Raw genomic sequence first — 16,125 nt, 5'->3', positions numbered from 1 at the left:
CCTCCCGGTGAAGTGCCCTTTCGTGGAACGTCGACTATGGTCGAGGCGATGAGGGAACCGCGGTGGGGCACACCCAGGCCCACCGCGGCCGTCGTGGTGGGCCTTGTTCTCATGGTCGTTCTGGCCGCCGTCGCGCCCTCTCCGAGTCCCGGCGGGCGAAGGCCCGCCGGCACCGCCACCGGCCTCTGGGTTCCGCAGACCGGCGACGCCTACCAGGCGACCGCACCCAGACTCCTGGCCGGCGGGGCCGAGCACCTGCCGACGCCGAGGCAACTCCGCTCCCTGCCCGCGGCCGGCGCCGTGGCGGCGTCCAGCGCCCCGCCGTCTCGCGCCTGGCTCCCCGTTGAGCCCGCCGCCGTTTCCCGGCGCGACGTTCAGCGGATCGTCACCTCACGCAGCCCACCTCCTTCCTAGGCTCCTCGCCCTTCCAGACCTCCGTCGAGCGGTGAACTCGACCGAGGTCCCTCAGCCGCGCGGTGCCGCGCACCGCCCTGTGCCCAGGTTCCGGCTTTCACGATGGCGGACCGCGCTCTGCCCGGACCGCCGCGAGTCATTCAAGGAGTCGATGTCGTCATGGGTGACATCCGATCGTCAGACAGGCTGCTGGAGGAGTACCGGCGCAACGCCGTGCAGTTGGCGGAGTTCCGCGCGCTGCTGCACGAACGGCTCACCGCCGCGCGAGCGGAGCGGGACTCCCTCCCCGGGGACGAGCACCTGCCCGAGCCTCCGGAAGCGGGCGAACCCATTCCGCTGGCCTGGGGGCGCGCCAAGCGCGCCGGAACGGCCGTCGCGGAGATCGAGGCCGCCATCGAACGGCTGAACTCCGGGGTGTACGGCACCTGCCGGCGGTGTGGGGCGTCCATCGCCCTGCGACGGCTGCGCCGGATTCCGCACACCCGGCACTGCGTCGTCTGCCGGGACGCGAGGAGGTGAGGAGATGACCGATCCCGGTAGACGGGCCGCCCTTGACCTGGGCACCGCCAGGACCCGGCTGCTGCTCTCCGGCGGCGACACGCTGATCGACGAGCCCTCCGCCGTCCCGGCGGATCCGTCGAGTCAGGTCACGGGTGCGGCCGACGCCGTACCTGACGGACGATGGCGCTGGCCGGTACGGCACGGCATCGTCACCGACCCGGCCGGATGCGCCCGGCTGGCCCGCCATGTCCTGCGCACCTCGGCCACGTCAGACACGGCTCCGCTGGAACGGCTGCTGCTCGGCGTTCCGGTGGCCGCCTCCGAGGCGGAACGGCGTACCGCCGTCAGGGCGGTGTTCGAGGTGGCGGCCTGCCCGGTGGCGGTGGTGGAGGAACCGCTGGCGGCCGCGGCCGGCAGCGGGGTGAGCATGGCCGACCCTCGCCCACGGCTCCTGCTGGACATGGGGGCCGGGATCATCGAGGCGGCCCTCATCAGTCGCGGCCGGGTGCTCGACACCGGCTCCGTGCAGATCCTGATGGACTTCCACGCCGGCGCGGCCACCGGAGTGCCCGCCCACCTGCTCACCCGGGTCGCGGCCATGGTCGCCGACCTCGTCGACCGCGTTCCCTCCTCCATCCGGCGAGGGGCGCGCGACGGTGGCCTGCTCATCACCGGCGGCGGCGCCACCCGCCCGGGCCTGGCCCGGTATCTCTGCTCCGCCCTGCGCCTCAGCGTCAGCGTGGCCCCCGATCCGGCGCACGCCACCGTCCGCGGCCTGGCTCTGCTGCTGGCCTCGGATCGCCGCTGAACTCCGCTCCGGCCTCCTCAACGACCTTTCGAAAGGCTCCGATGACCCGAGATCCGCCTCCGTCCCCGTCAGGGGCGGAGGCGGCGCTGTTTAAACAAATTGTTTAACACGATTCATTGACAACAAGCCATTCGATAGGCGATCGTGGTTCGCATGTCCGCGAACCACGATGAATCAGCCGGTGCCTTCACGCCTCCGAACCCGAGCCAGGCGCGAGCGCACCGCGAGTACGCCTCCCTGTCGCGCATCACCGAGCGCCACGCGACCGACGACGCCCAGCGCCGCCGGCAGGTCCACCCCACGGTGCTCGGGGCACACGAGGCCGTCAGGCTCGTGTCGTTCCTGCTGAGCGGCGCCGCGGATCGCACGGAGGGCGAGCCGGAGGTGGACCGCGCCGACATCACCGCCGCTCTGACCCTGCTGCCCCGCGCCCGCGCGGAGATGGACGAGCTGGAGGCGGCGCTCCTGCTCATGGCGCGCGGCCGCGACCTCACCTGGCAGGAGATCGCCTTCGGCCTCGGCCTCGGCACCCCGCAGGCCGCCAAGCAGCGCTACGAACGACTGGCCGGCCGCACCGAGAGGTCCACGAACGCGCCGGCCACCCAGTGATCCTTGGCCGGATGACGGTCTCCAGCGGTTTCTCGACCGGGCCGGCCGCGCGGATGGTGCCGCCCTCAGCGCGGATCTTCTCCAGGCAGGCGGTGATCCTCGGAGGTGGGCTCAGGAGCCGGGCGCGGGGGAGGGCGGAGTCAGACTCCATACCCGTATCTCTCCATCGAAGCCGGCGGAGACGACGACCGGCCGTCCCCGCAGTCGCGTCACCAGCATCGTCGCGATCTCCTGTGTGCGGCCGGTGGACGGCCTGCCGATCTGCCCGCGGGTGGCCAGATCCCACACCCGCACCCCGTCGTAGCCACCGGAGACGACGACCGGCCGCCCCGCCAACTCCGTCACCGTCACCGACTCGACTCCCGAGGTGTGCCCGGTGAACGGGCTGCCGATCTGCTCGCGGGTGGCCAGGTCCCACACCCGCACAGTGCGATCCTCGCCACCCGAGACGCCGGAGACGACGACCCGCCGTCCCTCCCACTCCGTCACCGCCAACGTCACCGACAGGTCGTCGTCGGTGTAGCCGGTGAACGGGCTGCCGATCTGCTCGCGGGTGGCCAGATCCCACACCCGCACAATTCCGCCGTAGCCGCCGCAGACGAGAACCGGCCGCCCCGCCAACTCCGTCACCACCATCGACTCGACCGAATAGGTGTGCGTGGTGAACGGGCTACCGATCCGCTCGTGGGTGGCCAGATCCCACATATATATCTTTCCGTTACCGGTGGAGATGACGACCGGCCGCCCCGCCAGCTCCGCCACCAACACGGACGTGAGCCCTGTACCGGGGCCGGTGAGCAGCCCGCCGATCTGCTCGCGGGTGGACAGGTCCCACACCCGCATCCCGTCGTGGTCGCCGGAGACGACGACCGGCCGCCCCGCCAACTCCGCCACCGCGACCGCGTAGCCGGTGAACGGCCTGCCGATCTGCTTGCGGGTGGCCAGATCCCACACCCGCACGGTGCGACCCTCGTCGCCGCCACCGCCGGAGACGACGACCGGCCGCCCCTGCAACTCCGCCACCGTCATCGAATGGATTCCCCCGGTGTGCCCGGTGAACGGCCTGCCGACCGGCATGCCGAAGGGAACGACCTTCGAAGTCTGACCGGGCGATGGAGCGGAGGTCCTGGAGGAACCCGTGGCGGATGAGGACGGTAACGACAGGGCCGAGGTTCCGGAGGGGGTTGTGGACGGCGGAGTGGAGGATTCAGGGGACTCCGGTTGCCACAGCCAGAAGACCGCGGCAGCCGGGATGAGAACGGCGACGATCGCCGCCGCGGCCACCAGGCGTCCCCTGGCGGAATGGCGCGGGACACGGGACGCCGGAGGCGGCGGGGCAGGGCCGCGCGGCCGGTGGTCCACCGTGCTGGATTCCTCACGGGTGAGGGTGGCGAGCAGGTCGGCCACGGTGGGCCGGGCGCCGGGGTCCTTGGCCAGGCAGGCTGCCAGCAGCGGGCGGATACGCTCGGGCACTCCGGCGAGGTCGGGTTCGCGGTTGGAGACGGCGTTCATCACCGCCGCCGGTATGGCGCCGGGGAATGCCGGATGCCCCGTGGCGGCGAACACCATGGTGGCGGCCCAGCTGAACACATCCGACGCCGTGCCGGCCTGGTGACCGTCAAGCTGTTCCGGCGACAGGTAGGCGGGAGTGCCCACCAGCCCCGAACGCGTGGTGGTGACGGCCAGCACCCGGGCGATTCCGAAGTCGATGACCACCGGCCCCTCCGGGCCCATGATCACGTTGTCGGGTTTGAAATCACGGTGGATGATCCCTGCCCGGTGGATCGCGGCCAGCGCCGTCAGGGTGGCGACCGCGAGCCGGTCCAGGGCGCTGCCGATCCGCGGCCCGTCGCCGGTGACCAGTTCCTTCAGCGAAGGCCCGGGGATGTACTCACTGACCAGGTAGGGCCGATCGCCGACAATCCCCCCGCCCAGCACCTGGGCGGTGCAGAACGCCGCGACCCGGCGGGTGATCTCCGCCTCGCGCATGAACCGCTCGCGCACCTTGGGATCGGTCGCCATCCGGACGTGGAGCACCTTGATCGCGACCTTGCGGTCCGCAGGATCGTGGCCGAGGTAGACCACGCCCTGACCTCCGTCGCCCAGCACCCCGCTCAGCCGGTAGCCGCCGATCCGCTCGGGGTCGCCCACGGTCAGCGGGCCCGGCTCGGACATCGCTCACCTCGCCTCCACGTCCCCGTCAGCGGACGGCCGGAACCGCTTCTGATCCAAGGAATGACGATAGGCGGCCCCCTGCCGCAGCAGAAGCCCCGCGGCCCGGAATGCTCCGGGCAGCCGATCCGGAGAGGCCCGGCCTCAGGGCCAGGAGGAGTCCTGGTCGGGGTCGCCGCCGTCGGAGAGCAGCTTGATGTCCGACTCGACCATCATCGCCACCAGTTCCTCGAAGGTGACCGAGGGTTCCCAGCCGAGCTGGACGCGGGCCTTCTTCGGGTCGGCGCAGAGCAGGTCGACCTCGGCGGGGCGGTGCAGGGTCTGGTCGGTGACGACGTACCGCTCCCAGTCGAGCCCGGCGGCGGCGAAGGCGGCCTCGGTCAGGTCGCGGACGGTCTGGGTGCGGCCGGTGCCGATCACGTAGTCCTCGGGCGTGTCCGCCTGGAGCATCAGGTGCATCGCACGGACGTAGTCTCCGGCGAACCCCCAGTCGCGACGCGCCTCCATGTTGCCCAGGCGCAGCTCCGAGGCGACGCCGAGCTTGATCCTGGCCACCCCGAGGCTCACCTTCCTGGTGACGAACTCGGCGCCCCTGCGCGGGGACTCGTGGTTGAACAGGATCCCCGACACCGCGTACATGCCGTACGACTCGCGGTAGTTCTGCGTCAGGAAGTGCCCGTACGCCTTGGCCACGCCGTACGGCGAGCGGGGGTGGAATGGGGTGATCTCGGTCTGCGGGGTCTCGCGGACCTGGCCGAACATCTCCGAGGACGACGCCTGGTAGAACCGGATCTGCCCGGATCCGGCGGCCGTACGCGAGGAGGAGATCCCGGAGCAGACCCGGATGGCCTCCAGCATGCGCAGCACGCCCATGCCGGTCACCTCGCCGGTGAGCTCGGCCTGCTCCCACGACATGGGGACGAACGAGATGGCGCCCAGGTTGTAGACCTCGTCGGGCTGGACCTTCTCCACCGCGGAGATCAGCGAACCCTGGTCGAGCAGGTCACCCCGGACGAGCTGAACGTCCTGCAGGAGCTTACGGAGCCGTGAGACGCGCGGGTTGGCCTGCCCTCGGGCCAGACCGAAGACCTCGTAGCCCTGACTGAGCAGGCACTCGGCCAGATAGGAACCGTCCTGCCCGGTGATACCTGTGATCAGCGCGCGCCTGGCCAACGCGTCCTCCTCGCTTGCGGGGGCGGGACCTATGCCTGGTCTTATGCCGTTTGATTGGCGAATGTACCGTCCCACCCCCGTGTGGGCACTATCTCCCTCACGGCGCACCTAGAACGCGTTCCACCGAATCCTGTTCGGTCAGGTTAACCTCCCAGCTCGTGCCCGGTGAAGCAGGCCCTAGGAACAATTCCACATCAGGTACAACAGAGCTACCGAATGGTAGTGTCCGAGGACTAAGGTCATCTTTCACGGTACCTGTCCCCTTTCGGGCAGGGTGAGAAAGGGGTTGCCGTGCCGGGTGCTGAATCACTGCGGGTGGCACTGCTGTCGTATCGCAGCAAGCCGACCTGCGGTGGGCAGGGCGTCTACCTGCGTCACCTCAGCCGCGAGCTGATCGCCCTCGGGCACAGCGTGGAGGTCCTCTCCGGCCAGCCCTACCCGGAGCTCGACGAGGGCGTCATCCTCACCAAGGTCCCCAGCCTGGACCTGTACCGCGACGAGGACCCCTTCCGTACTCCCGGCCTCCGCGAGTACCGCGACTGGATCGACCTGCTCGAGGTCGGCACCATGTGGACCGCCGGGTTTCCCGAGCCGCTGACCTTCACCCTGCGGGCACACCGCGAGCTGAAGAAGCGCGTCGGCGACTTCGACGTGGTGCAGGACAACCAGACCCTCGGCTACGGACTGCTCGGCATCCAGAAGCTGTTCCCCGTGGTCGGAACCATCCACCACCCGATCAGCGTGGACCGGCGCATCGAGCTGAAGGCGGCTCCGCTGCGCAAGAAGCTCTCCATGCGACGCTGGTACGGCTTCGTGCGCATGCAGGCCAAGGTCGCGCCGCGGCTCAGCCCGATCCTGACCGTCAGCGAGTCCTCCCTCGCCGACATCCACCGCGACTTCAACGTGCCCCAGAAGAACATGCGGCTCATCCCGCTGGGCGTCGACACCCGCTACTTCCACCCGCGCCCGGAGCTTCCCAAGCGGCCCGGCTCCATCGTCGCGGTGGCCAGCGCCGACTCCCCGATGAAGGGGGTCGCGACGCTGCTGCGGGCCGTGGCGAAGCTCGCCACCGAGCGCGACGTCCACCTGACGGTGGTCAGCAAGCCCACCCCCGGCGGCCCGACCGAGAAGCTCGTCGGCGAGCTGGCGCTGCGGGACCGGGTCAGGTTCGTGCACGGCATCTCCGACACCGAACTGGGCGAGCTGATCGCCACCTCGGAGATCTCGGTCGTCCCCTCCCTGTACGAGGGCTTCTCGCTGCCCGCCGTCGAGCACATGGCCTGCGGCACCCCGCTGGTCGCCAGCCGCACCGGGGCGCTGCCCGAGGTCGTCGGCGACGCCGCCGTACAGGTGGCCCCCGGCGACCCCGAGGAGCTGGCCGCGGTGCTGCGCCGCCTGCACGACTCTCCCGAGGAGCGGGCCGCGGTGGGCAAGAAGGGCTACGACCGGGTCATGGAACGCTTCACCTGGAACGTCGTCGCCAGGCGGACCGTGGAGGCCTACCACGAGGCCATCCAGGCCCACCGCGCGAAGTGAGCGAGACCCTGAAACGATCACCTCTCACAAGGAGCGGCCAGTGCTGACTGTCGACTTCGACCGGTTGCCCGTGGGTCCGGGGACCCGGGTGCTGGACCTGGGGTGTGGCGGCGGACGCCACGCGTTCGAGGTACTGCGGCGCGGTGCCGACGTGGTGGCCTTCGACATGGACGCGGGGGAGCTGGAAGGCGTGGCGAGCATGTTCGCCGCGATGGACAAGGCCGGTGAGATACCGCCCGGGGCGACGGCGGACACCGTGACGGGCGACGCGCTCGACATGCCGTTCGAGGACGGCGCCTTCGACCGGGTGATCGCGGCCGAGGTGCTGGAGCACATCCCCGACGACATGGCCGCGATGCGGGAGATCTTCCGGGTCCTCAAGCCTGGTGGCCAGGCGGCCATCACGGTGCCGAGCTTCCTGCCGGAACGGATCTGCTGGGCGCTCGACGAGGCGTACCACACCGCTCCCGGCGGGCACGTCCGCATCTACACGCTGGCCGAGCTGAGCGCGAAGCTCAAGTCGACGGGCTTCACCATCGGCCCGCACCACCACGCCCACGGCCTGCACGCGCCGTACTGGTGGATCAAGTGCGCGGTCGGCGTCGACAACAACGACCACCCGCTGGCCAAGGCCTACCACGAGCTGCTGGTCTGGGACATCATGAAACGCCCCGCCGCCACCAGGATCGCCGAGGCCGTGCTCAACCCGCTCATCGGCAAGAGCGTGGTGCTCTACGTCCGGAAGCCCGCATGATCTCCTGGGAACAGGTTGTGCAGACCGCCCAGAGCATCGCGGCGGTACAGGAGCCCGACGGCGGCGTCCCATGGCCCGAGGGGCACGTGGACGCCTGGAACCATGTCGAGTGCCTGATGGCGATGAGCGTGGCGGGGCTGACCGGCCCCGCCCGCCGGGGATACGACTGGCTGGTCCGCACGCAGCGCTCCGACGGCTCCTGGCCGATGAAGCTGGTCGGTGGCGAGGCCGTCGAGCAGGGCGGGGAGTCCAACCACGCCGCCTACCTCGCGGTCGGCGTCTGGCACGAGCTGCTGGTGACCTCCGACGAGGAGTTCGCCCGGCGGATGTGGCCTCCGGTCCGGGCGGCGCTGGACTTCGTGGTCGGCCTGCAGACCACCCGGGGTGAGATCGTCTGGGAGCGCGCGGCCGACGGCAGGCCCGCCGGGTACGCGCTGCTGACCGGCTGCGCCTCCATCCACCAGGGCCTGCGCTGCGGCGTGCTGCTCGGCGAGCACCTGGGCGACCCGCAGCCCGACTGGGAGCTGGCCGCCGACCAGCTCGGCCACGTACTGGTCGCCCACCCCGAGGCGTTCGCCGACAAGAGCCGCTTCTCGATGGACTGGTACTACCCGATCCTGGGCGGCGCGGTGCGCGGCCCGGCCGCGCGGGCACGGCTGGCCGAGGAGTGGGACACGTTCGTGGAGCCGGACCTCGGCATCCGCTGCGTCTCCGACCAGCCGTGGGTGACCGGTGCCGAGACGTGCGAGCTGGTGCTCACCCTCGACGCGCTGGGCGACCGGGACCGGGCGCGGAAGCTCTTCTCGGACATGCAGCACCTGCGGCACGAGGACGGCTCGTACTGGACCGGCTGGCAGTTCGTGAACGAGAAGTGGTTCCCCCACGAGCGCTCCGCCTACACCGCGGCCGCGGTCGTACTCGCCGCCGACGCGCTGGCCGGGCACACCCCCGCCGCGGGCATCTTCCGTGACGCGGGCAAGTACCTGACCGACCGCCCCACCGCCGCCTGCGGCTGCAGCCACGCCCGTTCCATGAGCTGAGCTCCCGGCCTCCGGCCGAGGCGTCGGCGTTTTCTTTGCACGGAATCAGAAACGTGGTGCTTGAAGGGCTGAATGCGGCTCACTACGTTCGGGTCCGTGAGTAATGCGGAGGGCACTCGGACGGTAGCTCAGAGCGATGACACCGAGACGGCCGGCGCGGAGGCCGTCCCGGAAAGCACCCCTGACCCGCCACCCCCCACCCCCTCGAACCCGGCACCCCCGCGGCGACCCGAACCCACGGGTTCGGCCGATCCTGCGGACCCCGCCGAGCATCCGGGTCCGCAGGAATCCTCGGTCTCCTCCCCCCGGCCGGACTCCTCCGAGCCCGGCTCAGCCGAACCCGACCTTTCCGAGTCCGGCCTTTCCGAGCCGAGGGCGGCGGCTCCGGGGACGTCGGCGCCGCCCAGGCCGAACGGCGTGGCCCGGCTGCTGTGGCAGAACCCCGCCCGGGTGGGGTTCGGGGTGCGGCGGTTCCGGCTGGGGCCGGCGCGCGAGCGGCTGGAGGGCGCGGAGCGGTCGTTCACGGCCGGGTTCAACGCGGTGCTCTCCGGGGAGGCCGAGCGGATCGACGACCTCCGCGAGGACCTGCGCGGTTTCGCGTACGAGGGCGCGGGCATGGCCTGCGCCACCCTCGACGTGCTCACCCTCACCGGCGGGCGCCGCCTGCGGGAGCTGCTGAGCGGGCCGGGGATGCGCTACCCGCACCTCATCCATATGGGCACCGGCCGGGCGTACGCCCAGATGCGGCTACGGCCGATGTGGGGCGTCCGCTCGGTGCACCCGCTGCTGCGCTGGCTGGCCCACGACGGCTTCGGCTTCCACCAGGGTTTCTTCTCCGCGGACCGTACGGTGGGACGCCAGCGGACGGCGGGGCTCATGGATCGGACCCGGAGAGCGATCTTCGATCAGGGACTGGGGCGGATGCTCTGGTTCCACGAGTGCGCGGGGGCGGATGACGTCGTGCTGCGCATCGCCGAGTTTCCCGCGGGGCGCCGCGCCGACCTGTGGAGCGGCGTGGGTCTGGCCGCCACGTACACCGGGGGTGCCGGCGCCGCGGACCTGGGGCGGCTGGCCTCCGCCGCGGCCGAGGACGGTTTCCGCGCCCACCTCGCCCAGGGGTGCGCCTTCGCCTGCGCCTCCCGGCTGATATCGGCCGTGGTCCCCGAGCACACCGTCGCCGCCGCACCCGTGCTGTGCGGGGCCGAAGTGGACGAGGCGGCGGGCTGGACCGACACCGCGCTCGTCGCGCTGGGCCACAACGCGCACAGCGGCGACCACTACCAGGCCTGGCGGGCGGGAGTCCGGAAGGCCTGGGCACGGCGCGACCGCGACTTGTGACCGCGGCTCGAGGGAGTGGTGCGGACGATGCCGGACCACGCCACCGTGAGCCGGTCGCGGCCGAGATCGTCACCTGCGGCTCGAAGGGGCGGTGAGAGCGATGTCAGGGGTTCGCAGGTACGCGGCGGGAGTCCTCGCCCTGATCGCCGCCGCCGCCGGGTGGAGGCTGACCGGCCTGCCGGACACCTCGGTCGCGGAGACGTCGGCCGACTTCTCCTTCCACGCGAGGCCGCTCGGGCCGCCCCCGGGACCCGGGGACCGCACCCTGCGGCCGGTCGCGGCGGGATACGCCGGTCTCCAGGGCTGGGTGTCGTCGCTGGGCGCCGGGGTGGCGCTGTTCGACGTGGACAACGAGGTCGTCGCCGACGACCTGTGCCTGGTCGATCCCCGCCATGACACGGTGACCGTCAGGCGGGCACCGGGGACACCCCGGGGCTACCGGCCGTTCACGCTGGTCCCCCCGGATCGCAGGCGGTACGAGGCGCCGACCGGGTGCCTGCCCGCCGACCTCGACCAGGACGGCTGGCAGGACCTGGTCGTCTACTACTGGGGCCGCTCCCCCTCGCTCTTCCTGCGCGTGCCCGGGGTACCCCCTTCCGGAACCGCCTTCCGCCACCGCGCGCTGACCACGGAACCGGAGATCTGGAACACCAGCGCCGCCACGACCGGTGACTTCGACGGGGACGGCCGCCTCGACCTGGTCTTCGGCGACTATTTCCCCGACGGCGTCCGGGTGCTGGGCGACGGTGCCCCCAACGACGGTACCTCCAACGACGGCGATCCCGACGACGGTGATCCCGACGACGGTGGCCCCGGCAGTGCGGTGATGCCCGACTCGCTGTCCGCCGCCGCCAACGGCGGCGGCGCCCGGCTCTACCTGGCGAGCGGACCGGCGCGGTTCACCGAGGCCGAGGGGGTGTTCGACGAGATCGGGAACGGAGGCTGGATCCTGGCGCTGGGCACCCAGGACCTGGACGGCGACGGGCGGCCCGAGCTGTACCTGGCATGCGACTTCGGCCCCGACCGGCTGCTGGTCAACGAGTCGGTGCCCGGCCGGATCCGGTTCACCGAGGCCAGGGGCACCAGGAACCTGACGACTCCCGCCTCCAGGGTCGTCGGCCGCGACTCGTTCAAGGGGATGGGCGTCGGCTTCACCGACCTCAACTCCGACGGCAGGCCGGACATCCTGGTGAGCAACCTCACCGAGGACTACGCGCTGCACCAGAGCAACTTCGCCTTCGTGTCCCGGCCCGGCGACCTGCACGGGGGGCACGCGCCCTACGACGACCTCAGTGAGGAGCTGGGGCTGAGCCGCAGCGGCTGGTCCTGGGACGTCAAGGCCGCCGACTTCGACAACGACGGCGACGACGAGATCATGCACGCGACCGGGTTCGTCAGGGGTGAGGTCGACCGGTGGGCGCAACTGCAGGAGGCGGCGTCGGCGAGCGATCTGTTCCTCTCCCGCCCCGCGCTCTGGCCGAGCATCCGGGCCGGGGACGACCTGTCGGGTCGCGACACCAACACCTTCTTCACCAGGGGTGAGGACGGCCGCTACGCGGACGTGGCCCGGCGGGCCGGGGTCGGCGGCGACAGCGACGGCACGGTCAGCCGGGCCTTCGCGGTGGGCGACGTCGACGACGACGGGCGACTGGACTTCGCGGTCGCCAACCAGTGGTCGGAGTCGGTGCTCTACAGCAACCACGGCCCGACGGCACCGTTCGTGGGCCTGCGGCTCCGTCTCCCCGCGGGCCCCTGCCTCCCATCCCCCACGCCGCGCTCCGGACCGGAGCGGCCCGCCCTGGCCCAACCGGGCCGGACACGGCTCCGTCCGGCGCGCCGGGAGTGGACACGTCCCGGGCTGACGCGGCCCGCCATCGGGGCCGTCGCCACGGTGCGCCCACCCGGCGGGGTCACGCGTAGCAGGCAGCTCTACCCCGCCAACGGGCACAACGGCTTCTCCGCGCCCGAGCTGCTGTTCGGCCTGGGCGACCACCTGCCGGACTCCCCCGTCCCCGTCGAGATCTCCTGGAGGGACGCCTGCGGCGGCACCCGTACCGCGTCGGTGTCCCTGGAGCCCGGCTGGCACCGGATCCTGCTGGCCGACGGCCACGCCTCGGAGATCCGCCGTCCGTGAGCGCCGCCCCGCCCCCCGAGACGGCGAAGTCCAGGATCTCCGGCCCGAACCGAGGCAGAGCGCTCCGGCGGTCGGCGTGCTCCCTCACCCTGATCACCGTGCTCGGGCACACCGTGCTCGGCTTCGAGCAGTCCCCTCTGGCGCCGGTGGCCGGCGCGCTCACCGGCGTGACCACCGAGTTCGTGCTGGAGACCGTGGAGGCGTGGGCATGGCGGCGCCCGGCCCGCTACCTCGGGGTGCCCCGCGACCGGGTCGCCGACTTCTTCCTGCCCTCCTACATCCGCGGTCTGCTCTGCGCGATGCTGCTGTACGGCAACGGGCATCTGATGCCGATCGTGCTCGCCGTCCTGATCGGCGTTGGCAGCGCGTACCTCTTCCGCGTGCGGGCGCCGGAGCCGGCGCGAACGGCGGATGGGGCGGGAACGACGAAACCGGCGAGGCGGACCGGCGGGGACGTGCCCGGCGCCGCGTTCCTGAATCCGGTGGCCTTCGGGATCGTCGTCGTGCTGCTGCTGTTCCCGTGGGTCGGCCTCGCCCCCGCCTACCAGTTCACCGCGTGGGTCTCGGGTCCTTTCGACCTGATCGTGCCGCTGGCCGTGCTGGCAGGGGGCGTGCTGGCGAACGCCGGACCCACCGGCAGGACGCCGCTGGTCCTGGGCTGGGCGGGCGGGTTCGCCCTGCAGGCGTGTCTCAGGGGCGGTCTGGGCGACGTGTCGACGGTCAGCGCCCTGCTGCCGATGACCGGGACCGCCTTCGCCCTCTACACCGGCTATGTGATCACCGATCCGGGCACGTCCCCGGTCAGGGCGCGCGACCAGGTCGTGTTCGGCCTGGCCACGGCGGCGGTCTACGGGCTGCTGGTCCAGTTCCACGTCGTCTTCGGGCCGTTCCTCGCCCTGGTGATCGTCTGCGCGGGCCGGGAGCTGAAACGGCTCCGCCGCCCGCCCGGCACCGGGCGCCCCGCACGGGGTGATCAGCCGATGCCGGGGCCGATCCGTTCGAGCACCCGCAGCGAGCCCTCCTGCCGGACCTCCCTGAACGCGCCGGAGGCGAGCACCCGCTGGTAGACGCGGTACGGCGCCTGCCCGCCCGTGGCCGGGTCCGGGTAGATGTCATGGAAGACCAGGGCGCCGCCCTGCATGACGTGCGGTGCCCACCCCTCGTAGTCCCTGGTCACCGGGAGTTCGGAGTGGCCGCCGTCGATGAAGAGCATCGCCAGCGGGGTGTTCCACAGCCCGGCGACACGCTCGGACCTGCCGACGATCGCGATGACCTCCTCCTCGAGACCCGCGGAGGCGATGGTGGTGCGGAAGGTGGGCAGCGAGTCCATCTTGCCGAATCGGGGGTCCATCAGGGTGGGGTCATGGTGGGCCCACCCGGGCTGGATCTCCTCGGAGCCCCGGTGGTGGTCCACCGTGAAGACGACGGACCCGGCCTGCCGGGCACCCGCGCCGAGGTAGACCGCCGACTTCCCGCAGTAGCTGCCGATCTCGCAGATCGGGCCGCGCGGGCCGTACTCGACGGCGGTCTCGAACAGCGCGATTCCCTCCTCATGCGGCATGAAACCCTTGGCGTGCTGGGCGGCGTACAGCAGGTCGGCGGGCATGGTGGCGTTGCTCATCACAGCAGACTACCCATACCGAACAACATTCCGATCAGCCCTTGCCCGACCTTGTGGAACGTGTTCTACTTTGCACCGTGAACCAGCGCGCCCGCATCGTGATGTCCGACGACGAGGTGACGGCTTTCGTCGGTGAGTCGCGGAAGCTGCAGCTCGGCACGATCAACCCGGACGGCACCCCACATATGGTGACCATGTTCTACGGGTTGACCGAGGACAAGATCTCATTCTGGACCTACGGCAAGGCCCAGAAGACACTCAACATCCAGCGCGACGCCCGAGTGAGCTGCCTGATCGAGGCCGGGGAGGAATACTCCGACCTGCGCGGCGTACTGGTGTACGGGGTGGCGCGGAGGATCGACGACCCCGAGGGCATCCTCGGCATCGGCATGAACGTGGCCAGACGGATGGCCGGGATGCCCGACGCGGAGGACTTGCTCACCGAGTACGTGACCTACACCGGCCGCAAAAGGGTCGCCTTTGTGGTCGAGCCCACTCGTGTGATCTCTTGGGATCACCGTAAGCTCGCCATTCCCGGCTAGGAGGCCCGTATGAAAATCAAAGTCGACTATCTGGTCTGCGAGGCCAATGCGATCTGCATGGGACTCGCCCCGGAGGTCTTCGAACTCGACGACGACGACCAGCTGCACCTGCTGCTGCCTGAGCCGCCGCCGGAGATGATGGACCGCGTCCGGCACGCCGTGCGGTCCTGTCCCAAAGCCGCACTCTCCGTTGAGGAGAACTAGGAGGTCCCCCCATGCGTGGTGCGCTTCTGCATGCCGTCGGCGACGACAAGCTCGACATCCGCGATGACTTCACCCTCGCCCCGATGGGCCCGACGGACGTCCGCGTCAAGGTCAGGGCCACCGGTGTCTGCCACTCCGACCTGTCGGTGATCAGCGGCGTGCTGCCCATGCCGCTGCCGGTCATCCCCGGCCACGAGGGAGCCGGAGAGGTCGTCGAGGTCGGCGACCACGTGACCACGGTGCAGCCGGGCGACCACGTCATCATCAACTGGACCCCGGCCTGCGGCACCTGCGCGAACTGCCTGGTCAACCAGCCGTTCCTGTGCATGACCTACGTGATGGACAGCTTCGTCAACGCCCGCTTCCGCTACGGCGGCGACACCCCGGCGTTCGGCATGGCCGGGTGCGGCACCTGGTCCGAGGAGATCGTCGTGCCCTGGCAGGGCGCGATCAAGGTCGACCCCGAGGTGCCCTTCGAGGCGGCGGCCCTGATCGGCTGCGGGATCACCACCGGCGTCGGCGCGGCGCTCAACACGGCCGGGGTGAAGGCCGGCTCGACGGTCGCCGTGGTCGGCGCCGGCGGCATCGGCCTCTCGGTGATCCAGGGTGCCCGCATCTCCGGCGCCACCACGATCCTGGCGATCGACCCGCTGGAGTCCAAGCACGCCCTCGCCAAGAAGGTCGGCGCGACCCACGCCATCACTCCCGACCAGCTGATGGACGCGCTCGGCACGCTCACCGGCGGTGCCGGGTTCGACTACGGCTTCGAGGCCGTCGGCAAGTCCGCCGCCATCATGACGGCCTGGCAGGCGACCCGCCGGGGGGGCGACATGATCGTGGTGGGCGCGGGCGCGATGGACGACAACGTCCCGCTGAGCGCCTTCAGCCTGCTGTTCGAGGGCAAGAACATCCTCAGCTCGCTGTACGGCGGCTCGGACGTCCGGCGCGACTTCCCGTTCTTCGCGGGACTCTACAAGGCCGGCAAGCTCGACCTGGAGAGCATGATCAGCTCCCGCATCAAGCTGGCCGACCTCAACGACGCCGTGGCGGCGCTCAAGGGCGGCGAGGTCCTGCGCCAGATCGTCGTCATGGACTGAGCAGCGCCCGGAACCGAGCCCGCGCACCGGGTCACCGGGCCGCCCGCCTGAGCAGGGCGTGGGGGGGGGCCGCCGGCGGGGGGGGGGGCCCCCCCCCCGGCCCACCCCCACCGCCACGGGCGCGGGCCGCGCGGGCCGGGCCAGGGCCCGCGCCCCGGCCCCGACGGGGCGCAGGGGGAAGG

Annotated in this window: 16 protein-coding genes; 13 read left to right on the top strand and 3 right to left on the bottom strand. The window is 71.3% G+C overall.

Annotated features, from left to right (window positions below; all coding sequences use genetic code 11):
• Positions 1 to 48: 48 nt before the first annotated feature.
• The 4 genes from ABT130_RS26670 (at position 49) to ABT130_RS26655 (ending at position 2,332) form a co-directional block, all read left to right on the top strand.
• Positions 49 to 414: a hypothetical protein gene (locus ABT130_RS26670; RefSeq protein ID WP_350959688.1), complete on the top strand. Its 366-nt coding sequence runs from the start codon at positions 49 to 51 to the stop codon at positions 412 to 414.
• Positions 415 to 573: 159 nt separating this feature from the next.
• On the top strand, positions 574 to 933 hold the full coding sequence (locus tag ABT130_RS26665) for a TraR/DksA family transcriptional regulator (RefSeq protein ID WP_350914375.1): 360 nt from the start codon (positions 574 to 576) through the stop codon (positions 931 to 933).
• Between the two features lie 4 nt (positions 934 to 937).
• Complete coding sequence (locus ABT130_RS26660; RefSeq protein ID WP_350959686.1) at positions 938 to 1,723, top strand: rod shape-determining protein; 786 nt, start codon at positions 938 to 940, stop codon at positions 1,721 to 1,723.
• 153 nt (positions 1,724 to 1,876) lie between these two features.
• Positions 1,877 to 2,332, top strand: coding sequence for a DNA-binding protein (locus ABT130_RS26655; RefSeq protein WP_350959684.1), 456 nt, complete (start codon positions 1,877 to 1,879; stop codon positions 2,330 to 2,332).
• A 111-nt stretch (positions 2,333 to 2,443) separates the two neighbouring features.
• Here the strand turns inward: ABT130_RS26655 and ABT130_RS26650 are convergent, their stop codons facing one another.
• Both ABT130_RS26650 and ABT130_RS26645 read right to left on the bottom strand, forming a co-directional pair.
• The gene (locus ABT130_RS26650) at positions 2,444 to 4,507 is read right to left on the bottom strand and encodes a WD40 repeat domain-containing serine/threonine protein kinase (RefSeq protein ID WP_350959682.1); all 2,064 of its coding nucleotides are present in this window, start codon (positions 4,505 to 4,507) and stop codon (positions 2,444 to 2,446) included.
• Positions 4,508 to 4,648: 141 nt separating this feature from the next.
• Positions 4,649 to 5,677, bottom strand: a complete 1,029-nt coding sequence (locus ABT130_RS26645; RefSeq protein ID WP_350914367.1) for a GDP-mannose 4,6-dehydratase — start codon at positions 5,675 to 5,677, stop codon at positions 4,649 to 4,651.
• 291 nt (positions 5,678 to 5,968) lie between these two features.
• Here ABT130_RS26645 and ABT130_RS26640 point away from each other — a divergent pair, with 291 nt between their 5' ends.
• The 6 genes from ABT130_RS26640 (at position 5,969) to ABT130_RS26615 (ending at position 13,546) form a co-directional block, all read left to right on the top strand.
• Positions 5,969 to 7,213 carry a glycosyltransferase family 4 protein gene (locus tag ABT130_RS26640; protein ID WP_350914365.1) on the top strand — a complete coding sequence of 415 codons (1,245 nt, stop codon included), beginning with the start codon at positions 5,969 to 5,971 and terminating at the stop codon, positions 7,211 to 7,213.
• 40 nt (positions 7,214 to 7,253) lie between these two features.
• Positions 7,254 to 7,967: a class I SAM-dependent methyltransferase gene (locus ABT130_RS26635; RefSeq protein WP_350914363.1), complete on the top strand. Its 714-nt coding sequence runs from the start codon at positions 7,254 to 7,256 to the stop codon at positions 7,965 to 7,967.
• Complete coding sequence (locus ABT130_RS26630; RefSeq protein ID WP_350959680.1) at positions 7,964 to 9,007, top strand: prenyltransferase; 1,044 nt, start codon at positions 7,964 to 7,966, stop codon at positions 9,005 to 9,007. The genes ABT130_RS26635 and ABT130_RS26630 overlap by 4 nt, the downstream gene beginning before the upstream one ends.
• A gap of 417 nt (positions 9,008 to 9,424) precedes the next feature.
• On the top strand, positions 9,425 to 10,345 hold the full coding sequence (locus ABT130_RS26625) for a DUF1702 family protein (protein WP_350959678.1): 921 nt from the start codon (positions 9,425 to 9,427) through the stop codon (positions 10,343 to 10,345).
• Between the two features lie 100 nt (positions 10,346 to 10,445).
• Positions 10,446 to 12,479 carry a CRTAC1 family protein gene (locus tag ABT130_RS26620; protein WP_350959676.1) on the top strand — a complete coding sequence of 678 codons (2,034 nt, stop codon included), beginning with the start codon at positions 10,446 to 10,448 and terminating at the stop codon, positions 12,477 to 12,479.
• Positions 12,476 to 13,546: an enediyne biosynthesis protein UnbU gene (locus ABT130_RS26615; RefSeq protein ID WP_350959674.1), complete on the top strand. Its 1,071-nt coding sequence runs from the start codon at positions 12,476 to 12,478 to the stop codon at positions 13,544 to 13,546. The genes ABT130_RS26620 and ABT130_RS26615 overlap by 4 nt, the downstream gene beginning before the upstream one ends.
• Here ABT130_RS26615 and ABT130_RS26610 read toward each other — a convergent pair.
• Positions 13,453 to 14,100, bottom strand: a complete 648-nt coding sequence (locus ABT130_RS26610) for a class I SAM-dependent methyltransferase (protein ID WP_350959672.1) — start codon at positions 14,098 to 14,100, stop codon at positions 13,453 to 13,455. The two genes, ABT130_RS26615 and ABT130_RS26610, sit on opposite strands and share 94 nt — an antisense overlap.
• Positions 14,101 to 14,177: 77 nt before the next feature.
• Between ABT130_RS26610 and ABT130_RS26605 the strand changes: the two genes are divergently transcribed.
• Genes ABT130_RS26605 through ABT130_RS26595 form a run of 3 tightly spaced genes read left to right on the top strand, consistent with a single transcriptional unit; the run spans position 14,178 to position 15,943 of the window.
• A complete protein-coding gene (locus tag ABT130_RS26605) occupies positions 14,178 to 14,642 on the top strand; it encodes a pyridoxamine 5'-phosphate oxidase family protein (protein WP_350959670.1) in 465 nt (154 codons plus the stop codon).
• A 9-nt stretch (positions 14,643 to 14,651) separates the two neighbouring features.
• Positions 14,652 to 14,846 carry a ferredoxin gene (locus tag ABT130_RS26600; protein WP_030913934.1) on the top strand — a complete coding sequence of 65 codons (195 nt, stop codon included), beginning with the start codon at positions 14,652 to 14,654 and terminating at the stop codon, positions 14,844 to 14,846.
• 11 nt (positions 14,847 to 14,857) lie between these two features.
• Positions 14,858 to 15,943 (top strand): alcohol dehydrogenase catalytic domain-containing protein, encoded by a 1,086-nt coding sequence (locus ABT130_RS26595; RefSeq protein WP_350959668.1) that lies wholly within the window; start codon positions 14,858 to 14,860, stop codon positions 15,941 to 15,943.
• Positions 15,944 to 16,125 lie beyond the last annotated feature (182 nt).

This window comes from Streptosporangium sp. NPDC001681, assembly GCF_040298085.1.
In the GTDB taxonomy this organism is placed as follows: domain Bacteria; phylum Actinomycetota; class Actinomycetes; order Streptosporangiales; family Streptosporangiaceae; genus Streptosporangium.
Note: the sequence above shows the minus strand (reverse complement) of the source record. Positions and strands in the feature narration are given on the sequence as shown.

What these genes read in the sequence shown, in the direction of transcription:
- ABT130_RS26670 (WP_350959688.1), top strand. Translation starts at nt 49, where the DNA reads ATGAGGGAACCGCGGTGGGGCACACCCAGGCCCACCGCGGCCGTCGTG.
- ABT130_RS26665 (WP_350914375.1), top strand. Translation starts at nt 574, where the DNA reads ATGGGTGACATCCGATCGTCAGACAGGCTGCTGGAGGAGTACCGGCGC.
- ABT130_RS26660 (WP_350959686.1), top strand. Translation starts at nt 938, where the DNA reads ATGACCGATCCCGGTAGACGGGCCGCCCTTGACCTGGGCACCGCCAGG.
- ABT130_RS26655 (WP_350959684.1), top strand. Translation starts at nt 1,877, where the DNA reads ATGTCCGCGAACCACGATGAATCAGCCGGTGCCTTCACGCCTCCGAAC.
- ABT130_RS26650 (WP_350959682.1), bottom strand. Translation starts at nt 4,507, where the DNA reads ATGTCCGAGCCGGGCCCGCTGACCGTGGGCGACCCCGAGCGGATCGGC.
- ABT130_RS26630 (WP_350959680.1), top strand. Translation starts at nt 7,964, where the DNA reads ATGATCTCCTGGGAACAGGTTGTGCAGACCGCCCAGAGCATCGCGGCG.
- ABT130_RS26620 (WP_350959676.1), top strand. Translation starts at nt 10,446, where the DNA reads ATGTCAGGGGTTCGCAGGTACGCGGCGGGAGTCCTCGCCCTGATCGCC.
- ABT130_RS26610 (WP_350959672.1), bottom strand. Translation starts at nt 14,100, where the DNA reads ATGAGCAACGCCACCATGCCCGCCGACCTGCTGTACGCCGCCCAGCAC.
- ABT130_RS26600 (WP_030913934.1), top strand. Translation starts at nt 14,652, where the DNA reads ATGAAAATCAAAGTCGACTATCTGGTCTGCGAGGCCAATGCGATCTGC.
- ABT130_RS26595 (WP_350959668.1), top strand. Translation starts at nt 14,858, where the DNA reads ATGCGTGGTGCGCTTCTGCATGCCGTCGGCGACGACAAGCTCGACATC.